The organism is Hyphomicrobiales bacterium (assembly GCA_030688605.1).
Taxonomy (GTDB): domain Bacteria; phylum Pseudomonadota; class Alphaproteobacteria; order Rhizobiales; family NORP267; genus JAUYJB01.
The window spans coordinates 20,046-38,480 of sequence record JAUYJB010000117.1; the positions used below are offsets into that span (position 1 = coordinate 20,046).

Here is an 18,435-nt window from a genome sequence, read left to right on the forward strand (position 1 = left end):
GTCCCGTCCGGCGGCGGCACGAAACGGCTTGTTCCGGCCCGATTCGGGTTCTATACGGGAACCGCTCGTCCATTCACATTGTTTTTTGCCAGTGGGGCGGCGGCTCGCCCGGATGTGGCCTGTTATTCATGGTAACCCTCTATCATTTCCCGCTTTGCCCGTTTTCGAGGACGATCCGGCTTGCGCTCGGCGAGTACGGGCTTGCCGCCGATTTCGTCGAGGAGCACCCGTGGGACCGGCGTGAGGATTTCCTGCTCCTCAACCCGGCCGGCACCGTGCCGGTGCTGGTCGACGATGACGGCACCGTGGTGGCGGGCGACGGGGCGATTGCGGAATATCTGTCCGAGACCCGCGATCCCGGCCTCTTGATGCCGGAGGCGCCCCGCGACCGCGCCGAGGTGCGCCGGCTCGTCGCCTGGTTCGACCAGAAATTTAACCAGGAAGTGTCGCAGAACCTGGTTGGCGAAAAAATCGACCGCCGCTTCATGCCGCGCGAGATGGGCGGCGGCCCGCCCAACGCCGCCGCGGTGCGCGCGGGGCTTGCCAATGTCCGTCATCATCTCAACTATGTCGGCTATCTGGCGAGGCAACGGAACTGGCTCGCGGGCGAGCAATTGTCCTATGCGGATCTTGCCGCGGCGGCGCATCTGTCCAGCGTCGACTATCTCGGTCACGTGCCCTGGGAGGAGAACATGGATGCCCGCAATTGGTATGCGCGCATCAAGTCGCGGCCGTCCTTCCGGCCGCTGCTGTGCGACCAGATCCGCGGCATGCCGCCGCCTGCGGCCTATGCCGACCTCGACTTTTGATGCGCGGCGCGGCGGAAGCGCAACTTCGCAAAGACGCCCGCGCCATGGGTTTCGACGTTGTCGGGGTGACGCGGCCCGACGCGATCCCCGAGGCGCCGGCCCGCCTGCGCCGCTTTCTCAAGGCCGGCTTTCACGGCGAGATGGGTTGGATGAAGGTGAGCGAGGCGCCCCGCGCGGCGCCCGCAAAGCTGTGGGGCGAGGCGCGCTCGATCATCATGCTGGCGATGAATTACGGCCCCGGCGAGGACCCGCTGGCGGCGCTTGCCAGGGCGGACCGGGGAACCATTTCCGTCTATGCGCAAAACCGCGACTACCACGATGTCGTCAAGGGCAAGCTGAAGCAGATCGCAGGCCGGTTTGCGGCCCGCACCGGCGCTGCCGTCAAGGTGTTCGTGGATACCGCCCCGGTGATGGAAAAGCCGCTCGCGGAAGCTGCCGGCATCGGCTGGCAGGGTAAGCACACCAACCTCGTCTCGCGCCGATATGGCTCGTGGCTGTTCCTTGGCACGATCTTCACCACGGCGGAACTCACCGCCGACGCGCCGGAGCACGACTATTGCGGCAGCTGCCGGGCCTGCCTCGACATCTGCCCGACCGACGCCTTCCCGGCTCCCTACCGGCTCGATGCGCGCCGCTGCATCTCCTATCTCACCATCGAGCATAAGGGGCACATCGCGGCCGAGTTCCGCGCCGCGATGGGAAACCGCATCTATGGCTGCGACGATTGTCTGGCGATATGCCCGTGGAACAAATTCGCGAGCAAGGCGCGCGAGGCGAAGTTCCACGCCCGCGCGGTGCTGCGCGCGTCGAAGCTCGCCGATCTGGCCGCTCTCGACGATGCCGGTTTCCGCAAACTGTTCACCGGCTCTCCGATCAAGCGCATCGGGCGTGACCGGTTCGTCCGCAATGTGCTCATCGCCATCGGCAATTCCGGCAAGCCAGCGCTGGCGAAAGCCGCAAGGCCCCTGCTGGCCGACGGCTCTCCCCTCATCCGCGCCATGGCGGTCTGGGCCTTGGCGCAGCTCCTAAAACCGCAAGAATTCGCAGTCCTGCGGGATCGCAAGCTTGCCGGCGAAGGCGACGAGGCGGTGCGATCGGAATGGATCGAGGCGAGCTGACCGCCATGCCGCGCCTTTTCTGTTTCGGTCTCGGCTATTCGGCGCAGGCGCTGGCGGAAGGCCTGCTCGGCCAGGGCTGGCAGGTCGGCGGAACCGTTCGCCGCGGCGGCAAGGCCACCCTGACCGACAGCCGAATTGCGACGCTTGCCTTCGACGGAACCGCGCCCAGCGAAGCGGTGCGCGCCGCGCTTTCCGAGGCAAGCCACATCCTGGTCTCGGTGCCGCCGGAAGAGGCCGGCTGTCCGGTGCTGTCATGCCACGGCGCCGACATCGCCGCGGAAGCCCGTCATCTGAAATGGATCGGCTATCTATCCACCATCGGCGTCTATGGCGATCATGGCGGCGCCTGGGTCGACGAGGAGACGAAGCCTGAGCCGGTGACCGCCCGTGGCCGCCGCCGCCTCGAGGCCGAGCGCGCCTGGACGGAACTCGGCGCGCAAACGGGAATTCCGCTGGCGGTCTTTCGCCTCGCCGGCATCTACGGTCCGGGACGCAGCTCGCTCGACAGGCTCAAGCGCGGCGAGGCGCGGCGCATCATCAAGCCGGGACAGGTCTTCAACCGCATCCATGTCGGCGATATCGCCGCCGTGCTGTCCGCCTCCATCGCCAACCCGCCGGCATTGCCGCGCATCTATAATGTGTGCGACGACGAGCCGGCGCCGCCGCAGGACGCGATCATCTTCGCCGCCCGGTTGCTGAGCCTTGCGCCGCCGCCGGAAGAGCCCTTGGCAACGGCGGACCTGTCGCCGATGGCGAAGAGCTTCTATGCGGAAAACAAGAGGTGTCGCAATGCGCGCATCAAGCGCGAGCTTGGCGTCCGGCTCAAATATCGCAACTACCGCGACGGTCTGACCGCGCTGTTCGACGGCGGCGATGAGGGCGAGAATGAGTGATTGCGGTCGACCCGCCGGCATTCTATCTGTCATGGCTGGCGAAGCATGAGTGAGGGCGCCCGCAAATTTGCACACAGCTTCACGATGACGGCGGCGGTGCCGCGGGGCGCGGCGCGGGGAAACGAGCGTGAAGGCCACCGCACCGCGCAAGCTGACGGTTCTTCAGGTCATCCCGCAGCTGCACGCGGGAGGCGCCGAGCTCGGCTGTCTTCAGGTTGCCGATGCCCTTGTCGCCGCCGGCCACCGCGCCATCGTCGTCTCCGAAGGGGGGCGGATGGTCGAGGCGCTCAGAAGAGCCGGCGGCGAGCATGTCACCTTGCCGGTCGCATCCAAGAACCCGCTGGCGATGGTCCTCAATATCGGCCGTCTGGCCCGGCTCATCCGACGGGAGTCGGTCGACATCGTCCATGCCCGCAGCCGTGCGCCGGCCTGGTCGAGCTACTTCGCCGCACGGCGCGCGGGCGCCGTCTTCATGACCACCCACCATGCAAGCCATGAGGAGAGCGGCGCCTTGAAGCGGCTCTATAACAGCGTCATGGTGCGCGGTGCTGCGGTAATCGCGGTTTCCGACTGGGTGGCGGGTCTGATCCGCCGGCGCTACGGCATTCCCGAGGAGCGGATCCACGTCATCCATCGCAGCGTCGATCCGGAGCGCTTCGACCCGGACGCCGTCGGCGCGGCGCGCATCCAGGCGTTGGCTAAGGCCTGGGGGACGGGGCCCGACGATCTTGTCGTCCTGCTGCCGGGACGGATCAGCCGGCGCAAGGGCCATATGATCCTAATCGACGCGGTTGCCGGGCTTGAACCGGATCTGCGGCGGCGGGTGCGGCTCGTCTTTGCCGGTGACGATCAGCCGAAAAGTGCCTTCCGCGATGGGCTCGAGCGCCACATCGCGGCGCGCGGACTTCACGCTCAAGTCACATTTGCCGGCCATGTTTCCGACATGCCGGCGGCCTACAGCCTTGCCATGATATGCGTCCTGGCGATGACGGCGCCGGAAGGATTTCCACGCGTCATGCTGGAAGCCCAGGCGATGGGCACGCCGGTCATTGTCGCCGATGTCGGGCCGGGGCGGGAAGTCGTCCGCGCGCCGCCACAGGTGCCGACGGATGCGGCCTCGGGCCTCACCTTTCCCGCCGGCGACGCGGCCGCGCTCGGCCGTTGCCTCGAACAGATTTTGCGCATGCCGGAGGCCAAACGCCGGGCCATGGGCGCGCGTGGCAGCGAATGGGTCCGCTCGACCTTCACATTGAAGCGGCTCACCGAGGCGACACTGGCGCTGTATGGAAATCTCGCTGCCAGGCAGGGTCGCTTATTGACATGATTGATCGACTTTTCGATCTTATCCCGTATCTTGCACCAAGTAACAGCGCAAGGCCGCCCGGGGTGGGGGGCCGGCGCGCAATGAGGGAGACCATCCAATAGCCAGACGTCCCACGAGATCCGTGGCTCCGACTCGCGAGGGCCCGCGTGTCAACGAGCTGATTACTGCCGAAAAGGTTCAGCTGATCGATGAGAATGGCGAAAACAGAGGCGCCGTAGATTTGCAGGACGCGCTCGACCGGGCCGGCGAGGCGGGCCTCGATCTGGTGGAAATCTCGCCCAACGCCGAACCGCCGGTGTGCAAGATCCTCGATTATGGCAAGTACAAGTTCCAGGCTCAGAAGAAGGCGGCCGAGGCGCGTAAGAAACAGAAGACCGTCGAGATCAAGGAAATCAAGATGCGGCCGAACATCGATACCCACGACTACGACGTCAAGATGCGGTCGATGAAGCGGTTCTTCGAGGAGGGCGACAAGGTCAAGGTGACGCTGCGCTTCCGGGGCCGCGAGATGGCCCACCAGGAGCTCGGCCTGGCGCTGCTCCACCGGGTCCGCGAGCAGGTCGGAGAAATGGCCAAGGTGGAGGTCGAGCCGAAGCTCGAAGGCCGCCAGATGGTCATGGTGCTGGCGCCTCGGTGAGGTGCATTGTCGCACTTGAATTCCGCCCGCCAACGGCCATGTTGATGGACCGCCGTCCCAGAGAATCGTTATCTCGATGAGTACCCTGACCCTGCGCGCGGTTCAGATCCGCCGCAAGCAGTTGCTTGCCGGACTGGTCGCGATCATCGCCGTCGCCGTCCTGTTCATCCGCTCCTACTGGATCGAAGCCGGCGCGGTGCACGAGGCGATCGAGGATACCGGCCTTTTCCTGATCCTTTTCTGCATTCTCGGCCGGGCCTGGTCGACGCTCTATATCGGCGGGCGCAAGATCAACGAGCTTGTGCGCGAAGGACCCTATTCGATCGTCCGCAACCCGCTCTATCTGTTCTCCTTTATCGGCATTGTCGGCATTGGCGCGGGCGCCGGCAGCGTCGTGATGGGGCTGATTCTGTTTGCCATCTCCTATGTCGTTTTCCGCTGGGTGGTGGCCCACGAGGAGGCGTTCCTGGCGCAGAAGTACGAAGAGGACTATGCGCGCTATCTGCGCGAGGTGCCCCGGTTCATCCCCGATTTCCGCCGCTGGCACGACATCAAGAATATCACCGTGACGCCGCGGCTGGTGGTGCGCGCCACGCTCGAGGCGAGCCTGTTCTTCCTCGCCTATCCGGTCTTCGAAGCGATTGAATGGCTGCAGTCGCTAGGTGTGTTCGCGACTCCGATCATCCTGCCGTAAGGGCGTCTAAAGGTCGTAGGCGTTGCCGTCGACCAGGGTCATCTCGCCGTTAGCGCCGTTGCCAGAGACGCGCTCCATGGTCAGCGCGTTGCCGTGGCGAAACACCTTGAAACAGCCCCATTCGCCGCCTGCCCAGCTGTTTTCCCATTTGCGGCAATAGGCGCCGTTCGGCTCGACCCTCCAATTGCCGGTGCCCGTTTCCGTCGTCTCGCCGTTCCAAGTCTTCCCCTTCAGCGCGCCGTCTGTCTGATGCAGGGCCGCGAACTGGAAATTGCCGTCGCCGGCATACATGCTGTTGCCGGTCAACAACGACGTGACCTCGGCGGCGGAGAGCGCGGCGGCAGGCGGGCTGCTGGCGGTCTGCGGCGGTGGACTGGCGGTTGCGGCAGCGCGCGCCTTCTGTTTCGGATCGGCCTTCGGCTTGGCCTTCGCCTTGGTGTCGAGCTGCGCCTCGAGCCCCTCCGTGTCCGAGAACCATGTGCATCCGATGGGACCGATCGCCAAGAAAGTCAAAACAAGAACTAACGCATGAACTCTCATTCCTCGCCCCTTTGTCTTCCCCTTCCGCACGCGCCCGCTAAACGGGCTTGAAAGCCGTCACGCGCCGGGCCACGGTATGCTTCACGCCGAGCGGCGGTGCGGCTCTTGTGTTTCGCCGCGCCCGCGCCTATAACCGCGCCGCCGACGAGCCGACCGGCCTTCAACGCGAGGTTCCACTGCGCCAAGCGCACCCCTGGCATCGACGGGCATGCCGTGGCGGCTCGAAATGCTCTCGGACGCAAGGTTGATCCGCGCGACCGACCAGGACTGCAAGGAGTAGAGCAAAATGCCCAAATTGAAAAGCAAGAGCGGAGCGAAAAAGCGGTTCCGCCTGACCGCGACCGGCAAGGTGAGGGCCAATCAGGCAGGCAAGCAGCACGGCATGATCAAACGCACCAACAAGCAGATCCGCAACCAGCGCGGCACGACGATCCTGTCGCCGCAGGATGCGAAGATCATCCGGCAGTTTCTCAACGGCTGAGGGCCGGGACGAAGCTGTGCGCGCATCCTTTCTGACGGAGAATCGCCATGTCACGCGTCAAACGGGGCGTCACCGCCCACGCTCGCCACAAAAAGGTCCTGGGCAAGGCCAAGGGCTATTACGGCCGGCGCAAGAACACCATCCGCGTCGCCAAGCAGGCGGTCGAGAAGGCCGGCCAATACGCCTACCGCGACCGGCGCAACCGCAAGCGCAATTTTCGCGCCCTGTGGATCCAGCGCATCAACGCCGCCGCCCGGCAGAACGGCTTGACCTATGGCCGATTTATCAACGGCCTCGGCAAGGCGGGCATCGAGATCGACCGCAAGGTGTTGGCCGATCTCGCGGTCCGGGAGCCGGAGGCGTTCAGCGCCCTGGCGGACAAGGCCCAGGCCGCGCTTAGCTGATCCGCCGGCTCCCCCGTCTCGCCGAGGCCCGCCGGTGGCGCCGCTCACCGCGGCGTCCCGGCCGCGCGTGGCGTCCGTCCCGTCGGGGCGGCAAGTGGGAAGAGGAGTCCTAAGATCGCGAGGCCATAATGGCTGATCTGCAACAACTGGAAAGCAAAACGCTCGCCGCCATCGACAAGGCCGGCGACGAAGCGGCGCTGGAGACGGTGCGCGTCGCCGTGCTCGGCAAGAAGGGCAGTCTGAGCGAACTGCTCAAGGGGCTCGGTTCCATGAGCGCGAAGGAGCGCGCGGTCATGGGCCCGACGCTCAACACCCTGCGCGACCGCTTCAACGAGGCGATCCAGGAACGACGCGCGGTGCTGCGCAGACATGCCCTCGATGCGCAGCTTGCCACCGAGCGCGTCGATGTCAGCCTGCCGGTGCGGCCGGGCCCGCTTGCCGAAGGGCGCATCCACCCGGTGAGCCAAGTGGTCGACGAGGTAACCGCCATCTGCGCCGATCTCGGCTTCTCCATCGCCGAGGGGCCGGATATCGAGACCGACTATTACAACTTCACCGCGCTCAACATTCCGCCCGAGCACCCGGCCCGGCAGATGCACGACACCTTCTATTTCCACGAGAAGGAGGATGGCAGCCGGCTGCTCTTGAGGACCCATACGAGTCCGGTGCAGATCCGTACCATGGAGAAGGTCGCACCGCCGATCCGCATCGTCGTGCCCGGACGCACCTATCGCTGCGATTCCGACCAGACCCATACCCCGATGTTCCACCAGCTCGAGGGTCTGGTCATCGATACCGAGACCCATCTGGGCCACCTTAAATGGGTGCTGCAGGAATTCTGCCGCGCCTTCTTCGAGGTCGAGGAGGTGCGGATGCGCTTCCGCCCCAGCCACTTCCCCTTCACCGAGCCGTCGATGGAGGTCGACATCGCCTGCACCCATGTCGGCAAGGAAGTGCGCTTCGGCGAGGGCGATGAGTGGATGGAGATCCTGGGCTGCGGCATGGTCCACCCCAATGTACTGCGCTATGTGGGTCTTGACCCGGACGTCTATCAGGGCTTCGCCTGGGGCATGGGGCTCGACCGGATGGCGATGCTGAAATACGGCATGCCGGACCTGCGCGCCTTCTTCGACGCCGATGTGCGCTGGATCAGGCATTACGGCTTCCGGCCGCTCGACCTGCCGACCCTGTTCGGGGGGCTGTCGGCATGAAGTTCACGCTCTCTTGGCTGAAGGATCATCTCGACACCGAGACGAGCTTGGCCCAGATCGTCGACAAGCTCACCATGATCGGGCTCGAGGTCGAGGAGGTCGACGACCCTTCGGAGAAATTCGCGCCCTTCACGGTCGCCTCGGTCGTCAGCGCCGAGCAGCACCCCAACGCCGACCGGCTCAAGGTCTGCTTGGTCGATGCCGGCAAGGGGCTGGTGCAGGTCGTCTGCGGGGCGCCCAATGCGCGCGCCGGCATGAAGGGCGTGTTCGCGCCAGTCGGCACGGTGCTTCCCGGTACCGGGCTTGAGCTGACGGCCGCCGCCATCCGCGGGGTCGAATCGAACGGCATGCTGTGTTCGGAACGCGAAATGGGACTTTCCGACGAGCATACCGGCATCATTGAGATCGACGCCGAGGCCGAGATCGGCACGCCGTTCGCCAAGGTGCTGGGCCTCGACGATCCGGTCATCGACATCGCCATCACGCCGAACCGGCCCGACTGTCTCGGCGTCCATGGCGTCGCCCGCGATCTTGCCGCGGCCGGCCTCGGCACGCTCAAAGAGGCGCCGATCCCGCCGGTCAAGGGCGCCTATCCCTGTCCGACGAAGGTGAGGCTCGAATTCGGCGACACCGAACCGCTCTGCCCGGCCTTCGCGTTGCGCCTGGTGCGCGGCGTCAACAACGGCCCGAGCCCGGATTGGATGCAGCACCGGCTGCACGCCATCGGCCTAAGGCCGATCAACGCGCTCGTCGACATCACCAATTACGTTACTTACGACCGCGGAAGGCCGCTGCACGTCTTCGATTTCGCCAAGGTCAAGGGCGATCTGACCGTGCGCCGCGCCAAAAAGGGCGAGAGCCTGCTGGCGCTCGACGGGCGCACTTACACGTTCGACCCTTCCATGTGCGTCATCGCCGACGAGACGGGCGTCGAGTCGCTTTCCGGCATCATGGGCGGCGCGCATTCAGGCTGCACCGCCGAGACCACAGACGTGCTCATCGAATCGGCCTTGTGGGTGCCGGACAATATCGCCGAGACCGGCCGCAAGCTCTCAATCCAGTCGGATGCCCGCTACCGCTTCGAGCGCGGCGTCGACCCGGCCTTCAACGTGCCCGGCCTCGAGCTTGCCACCCGCATGGTGCTCGAGCTCACCGGCGGCGAACCGAGCGAGGTCGTCCTTGCCGGCAAGATCCCCGACGAAAAACGCAGCGTGACGTTCGATCCCGGCCATGTGAAGCGCCTCGGCGGCCTGACGCTGCCGGCCGCCAAGACCAAGGCTATCTTAGAGAGCCTCGGCTTTCGCGTCTCGGGCGCCAAGGCGCACAAGGTCACGGTGCCGAGCTGGCGGCCCGACGTGCAGGGCGCGGCCGACCTCGTCGAGGAGGTCGTGCGCATCTTCGGCATCGACAAGGTGCCGGCCGCGCCGATGACGCGGCCGCACGGCGTCGCCACGCCGGTGCTGACGCTGGAACAGAACCGCCGCCGCCATGTGCGCCGGGCGCTAGCCGGCCGCGGTATGCTGGAAGCCGTGAGGTGGTCGTTTGTCGCCGCAAACCACGCGAAAAGCTTCGGCGGCGGGGCTCGCGACTTGGCACTCGCCAACCCGATCTCGCCCGACTTGGCGGCGATGCGCCCCAGCCTGCTGCCCGGCCTGATCATGGCCGCCCAGCGCAACGCCGACCGCGGCAGCGACGATGTGGCGCTGTTCGAGGTCGGGCCGGCCTATGCCGGCGACCGGCCGGAGGACCAGTTCATGGTCGCCAGCGGCATCCGCCGCGGCTCGGCCCGTATGGCCGGCTCAGGCCGCCACTGGGCGGAGAGATTCCGGCCCGTCGACGTATTCGATGCAAAGGCAGACGCGCTGGCCGCGCTTGCCGCCGCCGGTGCCCCGGTCGACAGCCTGCAGGTCTCGGACGCGGCGCCCGACTGGTATCACCCCGGCCGCTCCGGCCTCTTGCAACTTGGGCTCAAGACCGTTCTCGCCCATTTCGGCGAGCTGCACCCCGGCGTGCTCCAGGTGCTCGACGCCAGCGGGCCGGTCGTCGGCTTCGAAATCTTCCTTGAAGCCATCCCCGCGCCGCGCGCCCGCGCCACCCGAACGCGGCCGCCACTCGACATCTCCGATTTGCATCCGGTGCGCCGCGACTTCGCCTTCGTGGTCGACGAGGGTGTTCGGGCGGCAGACCTTCTGCGCGCCGCCAGGAGCGCCGACAAGGCGCTGATCGCCGAGGTCAATCTCTTCGACGTCTTCACCGGAGAGGCCATCGGCGAGGGCAAGAAGTCGCTGGCCATCGAGGTCACGCTTCAGCCGCGCGAAAAGACGCTGACGGACGAGGAAATCGAGGCGGTGGCGCGGAAGATCGTCGCCCAGGTCAACAAGGCGACCGGCGGCGTGCTGCGGACTTAATCGCCCTTCCGCTTCCGCGCCGCGAGCGTCCTGAGGCGCAGGGCATTGAGGCGGATGAAGCCTTCCGCGGCCTTCTGGTCGTAGGCGCCGCGGTCGTCCTCGAAGGTGACGAGCGCATCGGAATAGAGCGATTTTTCGCTCTTGCGGCCGGTGACGATGACATTGCCCTTGTAGAGCTTCAGCCGCACCGTGCCCTCGACCTGCGCCTGGCTCTTGTCGATGAGCGCCTGCAGCATCTCGCGCTCGGGCGAAAACCAGAAGCCGTAATAGACGAGCTCCGCGTAGCGCGGCATGAGCTGGTCCTTCAGGTGCATGGCTTCGCGGTCGAGCGTCAGCGATTCCATCGCCCGGTGGGCGGCGTGGAGGATGGTGCCGCCGGGCGTCTCGTAGATGCCGCGCGACTTCATGCCGACGAAGCGGTTCTCGACCAGGTCGACCCGGCCGATGCCGTTGTCGCGGCCGAGATCGTTGAGCGCCGAAAGCAGCGAGGCCGGCGTCAGCGCCTTGCCGTCAAGCGCGACCGGGTCTCCCTCTCTGAATTCGATCTCGATTTCGGTCGCCTTGTCCGGCGCCTCCTCCGGGCTGACCGTGCGCTGGAAGACGTAAGCCGGCGGCTCGACCCACGGGTCCTCGAGCACCTTTCCCTCCGATGAGGAGTGCAGCAGGTTGGCGTCGACGGAAAACGGCGCCTCGCCGCGCTTGTCCTTGGGCAGCGGGATCTGGTGCTGCTCGGCAAAGGCGATCAGGTCGGCGCGCGACTTGAAGGTCCACTCCCGCCACGGCGCAATGATCTTGATGTCCGGGTTAAGCGCATAGGCGGAAAGCTCGAAGCGGACCTGGTCGTTGCCCTTGCCGGTGGCGCCGTGGGAGACGGCGTCGGCCCCCGTCTCGGCCGCGATCTCCACCAGGCGCTTGGCGATCAGCGGCCGGGCGATCGAGGTGCCGAGAAGATAGACGCCCTCATAGAGTGCGTTTGCCCGGAACATGGGGAAGACGAAATCGCGCACGAATTCCTCGCGCAGATCCTCGATATGGATATCCTCGATGCCGAGCATCTCGGCCTTTTTGCGCGCCGGCTCCAGCTCTTCGCCCTGGCCGAGATCGGCGGTGAAGGTGACGACCTCGCAGCCATAGGTCTCCTGCAGCCATTTCAGGATGATCGAGGTGTCGAGCCCGCCGGAATAGGCAAGCACCACCTTCTTGATGTCGCTCATCGGTCGAGACCTCATCTGGGGAGCCGGCGCGGGGCGGTGACGCCCGCGCCGGTCGCGAATTCGCGCGCACTATAGGCGAAGGCGCCGGGGCGACAAGCCTCTCGACGCATCGGGCACAAGAACCGGCTGGCGGCGGCGCCGTTTCAGGTTTACGAGAGGGTCTAATCAAACGGGGAAGCGCCATGGATTTCGTCCAGAGCCCTTCGGTGCTGGCGGCGTTCACGCTCGCCAGCCTAGTGCTGACCATCACGCCGGGCCCGGACATGGTTCTGTTCCTGGGCAAGACGCTGGCGCAAGGCAGGCGCGCCGGGCTGATGGCGATGCTGGGCGCGTTTTCAGGCAGCGTGGTGCACACGCTTCTCGCCGCCTTCGGCCTGTCGGCCCTGGTGATGAATTCGGCCACCGCCTTCGGCATCCTCAAGATCGTCGGCGCACTTTACCTGTTGTGGCTGGCGGTCGACGCCATCCGCCACGGCTCGGCGCTCAATCTGGACCGGCTGCGGCTGCGGCCGGAAACTGGCGCGCAGGTCTATCTCAAGGGGGTCGGCGTCAATCTGACCAACCCGAAGATCGTGCTGTTCTTCGTCACCTTCCTGCCGCAGTTCGTCTCGGCCGGCGACCCGAGCGCGCCTGAGAAGCTGTTCTTCCTCGGCCTCTATTTCATGGCTCTGGCGTTTCCGCTCTGTGCCCTGATGATCTTGACGGCCGACCGGATCGCGGCTTTCGCGAAACGCTCGCCGCGCGCGGTCCGCGTCGTCGACTGGCTGTTCGCCAGCGTGTTCGCCGCGTTTGCGGCAAGGCTGCTACTGGAGCCGGGGCGCGGATGAGTGCATCCTTCCTCACCCATCTCGAATGCGCGGCCACCGGCGAGCGGCATGAAGCGGACGAACTCCATAATCTGTCCCGCGCGGGCAAGCCGCTGCTGGTGCGCTACGACCTTGCTGCCGTCAAGGAGGCGGTGCGTCGCGAGGATCTTTGCGCGCGCCCGCAGGACCTGTGGCGCTACCGCGAGCTTTTGCCGGTGCGCGATGCAGCGCACATCGTTTCGCTCGGCGAGGTGATGACGCCGCTGATCGGCCTCGGCAAGCTTGTGCCGAAAGGGGCTGAGCTTCTGGTCAAGGACGAGGGCCGGCTTCCGACCGGCTCCTTCAAGGCGCGCGGGCTGGCGCTGGCGGTGTCGATGGCCAAGGCGCTCGGTGTTAGGCGCGCGGCGATGCCGACCAACGGCAATGCGGGCGCCGCGCTCGCCGCCTACGGAACGCGGGCCGGCATCGAGACCTTCGTCTTTTGTCCCGCCGACACGCCGGAGGTGAACGTCTCCGAGATCGCGCTGCAGGGGGCCAAGGTGTGGCGCGTCAACGGCCTCATCAACGATTGCGGCCGGATTGTCGCCGCCGGCAAGGATCGGATGGGCTGGTTCGACATGTCGACCCTGAAGGAGCCCTACCGCATCGAGGGCAAGAAGACGATGGGGATCGAGCTTGCCGAACAGCTCGGCTGGCAGGTGCCCGACGTCATCTTCTATCCGACCGGCGGCGGTACCGGCCTCATCGGCATGTGGAAGGCGTTCGCCGAGCTTGAGGCGATTGGCTGGCTCGGCGCAAAAAAGCCGCGCATGGTGGCGGTGCAGGCCGCCGGCTGCGCGCCCATCGTCAAGGCCTATGAGGCCGGCGCAGACCATGCCGAACCGTGGCCCGATGCATACACCGTGGCGTCCGGCATCCGCGTGCCGGCCGCGATCGGCGACTTCCTCATTCTGAAAGCGGTGCGCGAATCGAACGGTTTCGCCATCGCGGTCGAGGACGAGGCAATCGAGGCTGCCCGCGCCGAGGTGGCGGGGAAGGAAGGCCTTCTCCTGTGCCCGGAGGGGGCCGCCACCTATGCGGCCTGGAAGAAGGCGCTCGCCGAGGGCCGGGTTGTGACCGGCGACCGGGCTGTCTTGTTCAATTGCGGCTCCGGCTTGAAATATCCCATGCCCGAGGTCACATCGAGCCTCGACGTCACTAAGCCCTTCGATGCCGCGGCCCTTGCCTGAGGCGCCATCTGAATGGTCGCGGCATCGGGCTTCAACAGCTATGATCGCATTTGAGATACGAGAGTCTTGAATGGCGAGGCACACCATGTTCTTCAGCTCAAAGCCCCTGGAAGTCCCGCGCCCGGACGACGCGCTGCCCGGACGCGAACAGCCGATCCCCACCGCCGAGCGCCACCATGTCAACGGCGCGCCGCTGAAAGGCCCCTATCCCGAGGGCCACGAGAAGGCGCTGTTCGGGCTCGGCTGCTTCTGGGGCGCGGAAAAGCTGTTCTGGCAGCTTCCCGGCGTGTTCGTCACCGCGGTCGGCTATGCCGGCGGCCATACGCCGAACCCGACCTACAGGGAAGTCTGCTCCGGGATGACCGGCCACAACGAGGTGGTCCTTATCGTCTTCGACCCGAAAAAGATCAGCTACGAAAAGCTCCTGAAGGCGTTCTGGGAGGGCCACGTGCCGACCCAGGGCATGCGGCAGGGCAACGATGTCGGCACCCAGTACCGCTCCGGCATCTACGTCTATTCGGACGCCCAGCGCGAAGCGGCCCAGACGTCGCTTGCCCGCTATCAGGCGGCGCTGCGAAAGGCCGGCTATCCGCCGATCACCACCGAGATCAAGGACGCGGGACCGTTCTATTTCGCCGAGGACTATCACCAGCAATATCTCGCCAAGAACCCCGGCGGCTATTGCGGTCTCGGCGGCACCGGCGTGGTCTGCGCGGGCAGCGAGCAAGCCACTGCCGGGTCGTGATCGATGAGCGGCGACGACCGCCCGGACGTGCGCATCCGCAACACCCGCATTCTCTCGCAGCACTGGTCGCGCCTGTCGCTCGTCGACTTCGACCTGAAGCGCCGCGACGGCGGCTGGCAATCCATCTCCTGGGAGGTCAACGACCACGGCGACGGGATCGCGGTGCTGCCCTTCGATCCGGCCCGGCGCACTGTTCTCCTGGTGCGCCAGTTTCGCCTTCCAGCCTATCTCAACGGCCACAAGGAGCGCTTATGGGAGGCTTGCGCCGGCCTCATCGACCCGGGCGAAACGCCGGCCGACTGCGCCCGGCGCGAGGCGCTGGAGGAGACCGGCTACGCCATCACCGATCTTGAGCGTATCGGCGCGGTGTTCTCCTCGCCCGGCACGCTGACCGAACGCATGCATCTGTTTCTCGCCCGTTACGCGCCCGGCGGGCGGGCGCAAGACGGCGTCGTCGTCGATCATGAGAGCGAGGATATCGAGACCGTCGAAGTGCCGCTCGACAGGCTGGCGCGCATGGCCGACGACGGCAGCATCCTCGACGCCAAGACCCTGGTCATTGTCCAGGCGCTGCGGCGGCGGAAGCCGGAACTATTTTCGTCGGTTTAGCCTCGTAGACGGACTTGCAGGCCTTCGGCAGGTCGGCGAGCCGCAAGGGCGGCTTCGGCTTCACCGGCTTGTCCGGCTTTCTGTAGGGCGCCTCGGTGAACCACCAGTCGAGCGAGGCATCGCAGCCGTCGCCCGGCGGCGGAGCCGCCTGGTTGGTGCATCCGGTGCTCCCCGGCGGGCAGGAGAGCCGGACGTGGAAATGGTAGTGGTGGCCGTACCAGGGCCGCACCTTGCGCAGCCAAGCGCGGTCCTTGCCGGCGCTCTTGCAAAGCGCGCGCTTGATCGCCGGGTGCACGAAGATGCGTGCGACGCGAGGATCGCCGGCGGCCGCCTTGATGACCTCCGTCTGGCCGGCCGACCACAAGGTCGGGTCGATCTTCCAATTGCCTTCCGGGACCTCCGCCTTGGCGCCGATCACCGAAACGGCGCTCACCTCCTCGCGCTCTTCGTCCGTGTAGCGGCGCGGCGGCGCCGGCATCAGCCAGATGTCGGCGTCGAGCCCGATCTGGTGGCTGGCATGGCCGGTCAGCATCGGCCCGCCGCGCGGCTGCGCCAGATCGCCGATGAGAAGCCCCGGCCAGCCCGCGACCTCATGCGCCTTTTGCGCCAGCTTTTCGAGGAAGTCGTTGAGCGACGGGTGACCCCAATTGCGGTTGCGGCTTGTGCGCATCACCTGGTGGAACGGCCCGTCGGTCGGCAGTTCCACCGCACCGGCAAGGCAGCCGCGGGTGTAGCCGCCGATCGCCTGCGGCTTCATGTCGGCGGGCTCCGAGGCGTGGCCGAACAGCTCCTTGGCCGGCGGGGGATCGCCGGCATGGGCGGGCGCCGCCACGAGCAGCGCGGCGAGCGCCAACGCCGCCATCTCGACATGCCGAACCGTCATGCCCATCCACTCCGCGTCACGGACCACCTATCCTGTACGCAACGGTAGGCCTGCTGCAAGCGCCCGCAACTGTGCACCGCACTGTTGACCAGCCGGTTAACCCGGCGCTGTTCCCCTGTCAAAGAGCCAAACGAAAGTCGCCCTTGAAGAAGAGGGCAAGCGTCGCCGTTGCCGCGATCTGGAAAGATCCGGGTTTTGCCTTATTCTTCCCCCTTCGCCCAAAGGGGCGCGGGCGCGCGGGCTCTTCAGCCGCCTTGACCGCCCCAGGGCTCTTTCGAGATAGGGGCTAGCCCGGCCGCCTTAAGCCCAGCCTCAAGCCTTCACGGGCAGCCCCGCCATCGTGCGGGACGGGCGGCCTGGACGGCCTCCCCGGGTGGCCGTGCCGACTCAATAAACGCAAACCCGCCGGAGGCGCCGCTCCTCTCCCCGTGGGCGGTGTCGGATCCAGACCGCGCCCCCGCGTGGGAGAAGATGCCTGTGAGTCTAAGGGCGCTCCGGAGAGCGAGGATAAGTTTTGAATGGGATTCGCGGAAAACCGCGAAAAAACGAGCTCGGTTTCGAGAATCACGGTAAACGGAAGGTGAAAAGGGGGCGCGGTTTCACCCCCACCTGGCTTCGCGTAAGGCGCAGAAACGCGAAAAGAAAGGGCGGCCCGGTGGACCGCCCTTTTCGCCTCCCTGGCTTTCACTGAGCCGGGCTATTGATCTCAAGCATCAAAAGACGACCACCTTGGTGCCCACGTCGACGCGATTGTAAAGGTCGATGACGTCCTCGTTGAGCATCCGGATGCAGCCCGAGGAGACGGCTTCGCCGATGGTGGTGGCCTCGTTGGTTCCGTGGATTCGATACAGTGTCGAGCCGATATAGAGCGCCCGCGCGCCGAGCGGATTGTCCGGGCCGCCGGGCATGTAGGCCGGCAGGAAGGGCTGGCGGATGCGCATCTGTTCCGGCGGCACCCAATCCGGCCATTCCGCCTTGCGGCTGACGCTGTGCGTGCCGGACCACTCGAAGCCCGGCCGGCCGACGCCGACCCCGTAGCGGACCGCCGTGCCGCCCTCCTGAACGAGATAGAGGAAGCGGCGCTCGGTATCGATCAGGATGGTGCCGGGCGGGTGCGACGATTGCACCTTAACCACCTGGCGCGCATAGACCGTACGGTCGCGGGACGCCGGCGCCCTGGCGTCGGTGCGGGCGGCAAACTGGGCCGAGCCCCAAATCACCACCGGCCCGGCCGGGTCCTGGATGCGCGCGGCGGCGGCCGGCTGCGACGTCATATAGGCGATGGCGGCGGCCAGCAACGTGGCGAAAACTACAGGCTTGGCGGTAACGCCCTTCGAACGATCCGTCATACTCACTTGCCGCCGGCGCGGCGGCACCTCCCGTCACCCTGAACACATGGAGCGCGGCATTGCGCGCATCGCCGGCATTTTCGGCGGCAACCGCAAGGAATTGGTGAAAGCCAAGGCAAAGAACTGATTTCATTGAATCTTTGGTTAGCAAAGATTTGCCGGCCTAAGCCAGGTACGGCGCGAGGAACGGACCCGGTCCTAGCCGCCCGTCTGGCCGCGCAGGATCTGCCAGACCTCCTGGTACTTCCGGGAAAAACCGGAGCAGCTTCCCCCCGCCGCGCGGCTCGGCGGCTTGAGGGCGGTCAGCACCGCCTTCACCCCGTAGGCGTCGCGCAGCCGGTTGAACTCCGCCGTGCCGCCGGCGCGCCGCCGGAGATAGTTCATGGCGGCGCGTCCGAAATCGTTGGTGTCCTGCTGCCTGCAATAGATCGCCGCGGCATGGAGTTCCCCCCACAGCTCGGCCTTCTCCATCAGCGTCTCCGCCACCGCCGGGCCCGAAAGGCCGGGGACCGCGAGCAAAGCCGCGAGGAAAATGACCGCCAACCGCATCCTACCTCTCCGCACCGTCTTCCGAAGGGCCGCCAAAAGATAGCATGACCGCGCCCCGGCCGCGCAACCGGCGGCTGCGTTGATCTTGTTCCGGGCCGGATAATGCTCTAAACCCCGCAGCCTATACCGCCGGATAGTCGATGATGGCCCCACAGGCGGGCGATTTCCAAGGATTCCAGGGCGTTGACATGGGTAAGGACAAGAAAGCGGCGCGCGTATCGGCTCGTCTGCCGCGTGGCTTTGCCGACCGCGGGCCGGCCGAGCTTGCCGCCCAGCGTGTCCTGCTGGAGACGATCCGGCGCGTCTATGAGCGCTACGGCTTCGAGCCGGTCGAGACGCCGCTCATCGAGTACACCGACGCGCTCGGCAAGTTCCTGCCCGACGAGGACCGGCCGAACGAGGGCGTGTTTTCGTTCCGGGACGACGATGAGGGGCAAGAGGCGAGGAGCGGCCCCGCCGCGACCGGGAAGGGAGAGTGGCTGTCGCTCCGCTACGACCTGACCGCGCCGCTTGCCCGCTACGTCGCCGAGAA

The 18,435-nt window shown here is 66.3% G+C and carries 20 protein-coding genes; 15 read left to right on the forward strand and 5 right to left on the reverse strand.

The window, feature by feature from the left end:
• Positions 1 to 128: 128 nt before the first annotated feature.
• The 6 genes from Q8P46_12460 to Q8P46_12485 all read left to right on the forward strand — a co-directional run bounded on the left by Q8P46_12460 (position 129) and on the right by Q8P46_12485 (position 5,475).
• Positions 129 to 809 (forward strand): glutathione S-transferase family protein, encoded by a 681-nt coding sequence (locus Q8P46_12460; GenBank protein MDP2620965.1) that lies wholly within the window; start codon positions 129 to 131, stop codon positions 807 to 809.
• Positions 809 to 1,927 (forward strand): tRNA epoxyqueuosine(34) reductase QueG, encoded by a 1,119-nt coding sequence (gene queG, locus Q8P46_12465; protein ID MDP2620966.1) that lies wholly within the window; start codon positions 809 to 811, stop codon positions 1,925 to 1,927. Before Q8P46_12460 ends, queG begins: the two co-directional genes overlap by 1 nt.
• Entirely contained in the window at positions 1,909 to 2,820 is a 912-nt protein-coding gene (locus Q8P46_12470) for an SDR family oxidoreductase (GenBank protein ID MDP2620967.1), read from the forward strand. Before queG ends, Q8P46_12470 begins: the two co-directional genes overlap by 19 nt.
• 127 nt (positions 2,821 to 2,947) lie before the next feature.
• Complete coding sequence (locus Q8P46_12475) at positions 2,948 to 4,144, forward strand: glycosyltransferase family 4 protein (protein ID MDP2620968.1); 1,197 nt, start codon at positions 2,948 to 2,950, stop codon at positions 4,142 to 4,144.
• A 121-nt stretch (positions 4,145 to 4,265) separates the two neighbouring features.
• Positions 4,266 to 4,781, forward strand: a complete 516-nt coding sequence (infC, locus tag Q8P46_12480; protein MDP2620969.1) for a translation initiation factor IF-3 — start codon at positions 4,266 to 4,268, stop codon at positions 4,779 to 4,781.
• 76 nt (positions 4,782 to 4,857) lie between these two features.
• The gene (locus Q8P46_12485) at positions 4,858 to 5,475 is read left to right on the forward strand and encodes an isoprenylcysteine carboxylmethyltransferase family protein (protein MDP2620970.1); all 618 of its coding nucleotides are present in this window, start codon (positions 4,858 to 4,860) and stop codon (positions 5,473 to 5,475) included.
• 6 nt (positions 5,476 to 5,481) lie between these two features.
• On the opposite strand, the gene Q8P46_12490 is transcribed toward Q8P46_12485, so the two are convergent.
• Entirely contained in the window at positions 5,482 to 5,979 is a 498-nt protein-coding gene (locus Q8P46_12490; GenBank protein ID MDP2620971.1) for a hypothetical protein, read from the reverse strand.
• A gap of 322 nt (positions 5,980 to 6,301) precedes the next feature.
• On the opposite strand from Q8P46_12490, the gene rpmI reads away from it, so the two are divergent.
• From rpmI to pheT, 4 genes are all read left to right on the forward strand, one after another.
• Positions 6,302 to 6,496 carry a 50S ribosomal protein L35 gene (gene rpmI, locus Q8P46_12495; GenBank protein MDP2620972.1) on the forward strand — a complete coding sequence of 65 codons (195 nt, stop codon included), beginning with the start codon at positions 6,302 to 6,304 and terminating at the stop codon, positions 6,494 to 6,496.
• 47 nt (positions 6,497 to 6,543) lie between these two features.
• Positions 6,544 to 6,900, forward strand: coding sequence for a 50S ribosomal protein L20 (gene rplT, locus Q8P46_12500; GenBank protein ID MDP2620973.1), 357 nt, complete (start codon positions 6,544 to 6,546; stop codon positions 6,898 to 6,900).
• Positions 6,901 to 7,028: 128 nt separating this feature from the next.
• Entirely contained in the window at positions 7,029 to 8,111 is a 1,083-nt protein-coding gene (pheS, locus tag Q8P46_12505) for a phenylalanine--tRNA ligase subunit alpha (protein MDP2620974.1), read from the forward strand.
• Entirely contained in the window at positions 8,108 to 10,519 is a 2,412-nt protein-coding gene (gene pheT / locus Q8P46_12510) for a phenylalanine--tRNA ligase subunit beta (GenBank protein MDP2620975.1), read from the forward strand. Before pheS ends, pheT begins: the two co-directional genes overlap by 4 nt.
• Here pheT and Q8P46_12515 read toward each other — a convergent pair.
• The gene (locus Q8P46_12515) at positions 10,516 to 11,733 is read right to left on the reverse strand and encodes an argininosuccinate synthase (GenBank protein MDP2620976.1); all 1,218 of its coding nucleotides are present in this window, start codon (positions 11,731 to 11,733) and stop codon (positions 10,516 to 10,518) included. The two genes, pheT and Q8P46_12515, sit on opposite strands and share 4 nt — an antisense overlap.
• Positions 11,734 to 11,915: 182 nt before the next feature.
• Between Q8P46_12515 and Q8P46_12520 the strand changes: the two genes are divergently transcribed.
• The 4 genes from Q8P46_12520 (at position 11,916) to Q8P46_12535 (ending at position 15,122) form a co-directional block, all read left to right on the forward strand.
• Entirely contained in the window at positions 11,916 to 12,560 is a 645-nt protein-coding gene (locus Q8P46_12520; GenBank protein ID MDP2620977.1) for a LysE family translocator, read from the forward strand.
• On the forward strand, positions 12,557 to 13,768 hold the full coding sequence (locus tag Q8P46_12525) for a threonine synthase (GenBank protein MDP2620978.1): 1,212 nt from the start codon (positions 12,557 to 12,559) through the stop codon (positions 13,766 to 13,768). The genes Q8P46_12520 and Q8P46_12525 overlap by 4 nt, the downstream gene beginning before the upstream one ends.
• Before the next feature lie 85 nt (positions 13,769 to 13,853).
• Positions 13,854 to 14,513, forward strand: coding sequence for a peptide-methionine (S)-S-oxide reductase MsrA (msrA, locus tag Q8P46_12530; GenBank protein ID MDP2620979.1), 660 nt, complete (start codon positions 13,854 to 13,856; stop codon positions 14,511 to 14,513).
• A 3-nt stretch (positions 14,514 to 14,516) separates the two neighbouring features.
• Entirely contained in the window at positions 14,517 to 15,122 is a 606-nt protein-coding gene (locus tag Q8P46_12535) for an NUDIX hydrolase (GenBank protein ID MDP2620980.1), read from the forward strand.
• Here Q8P46_12535 and mepA read toward each other — a convergent pair.
• The 3 genes from mepA to Q8P46_12550 form a co-directional block, all read right to left on the reverse strand.
• Complete coding sequence (mepA, locus tag Q8P46_12540; protein MDP2620981.1) at positions 15,070 to 16,005, reverse strand: penicillin-insensitive murein endopeptidase; 936 nt, start codon at positions 16,003 to 16,005, stop codon at positions 15,070 to 15,072. The genes Q8P46_12535 and mepA overlap by 53 nt on opposite strands.
• A 713-nt stretch (positions 16,006 to 16,718) precedes the next feature.
• Positions 16,719 to 17,354, reverse strand: a complete 636-nt coding sequence (locus Q8P46_12545; protein ID MDP2620982.1) for a L,D-transpeptidase — start codon at positions 17,352 to 17,354, stop codon at positions 16,719 to 16,721.
• A 198-nt stretch (positions 17,355 to 17,552) separates the two neighbouring features.
• A complete protein-coding gene (locus Q8P46_12550) occupies positions 17,553 to 17,903 on the reverse strand; it encodes a hypothetical protein (protein MDP2620983.1) in 351 nt (116 codons plus the stop codon).
• 188 nt (positions 17,904 to 18,091) lie between these two features.
• Between Q8P46_12550 and Q8P46_12555 the strand changes: the two genes are divergently transcribed.
• The coding region (locus Q8P46_12555) for an ATP phosphoribosyltransferase regulatory subunit (protein ID MDP2620984.1) at positions 18,092 to 18,435 on the forward strand (344 nt) is incomplete at its 3' end.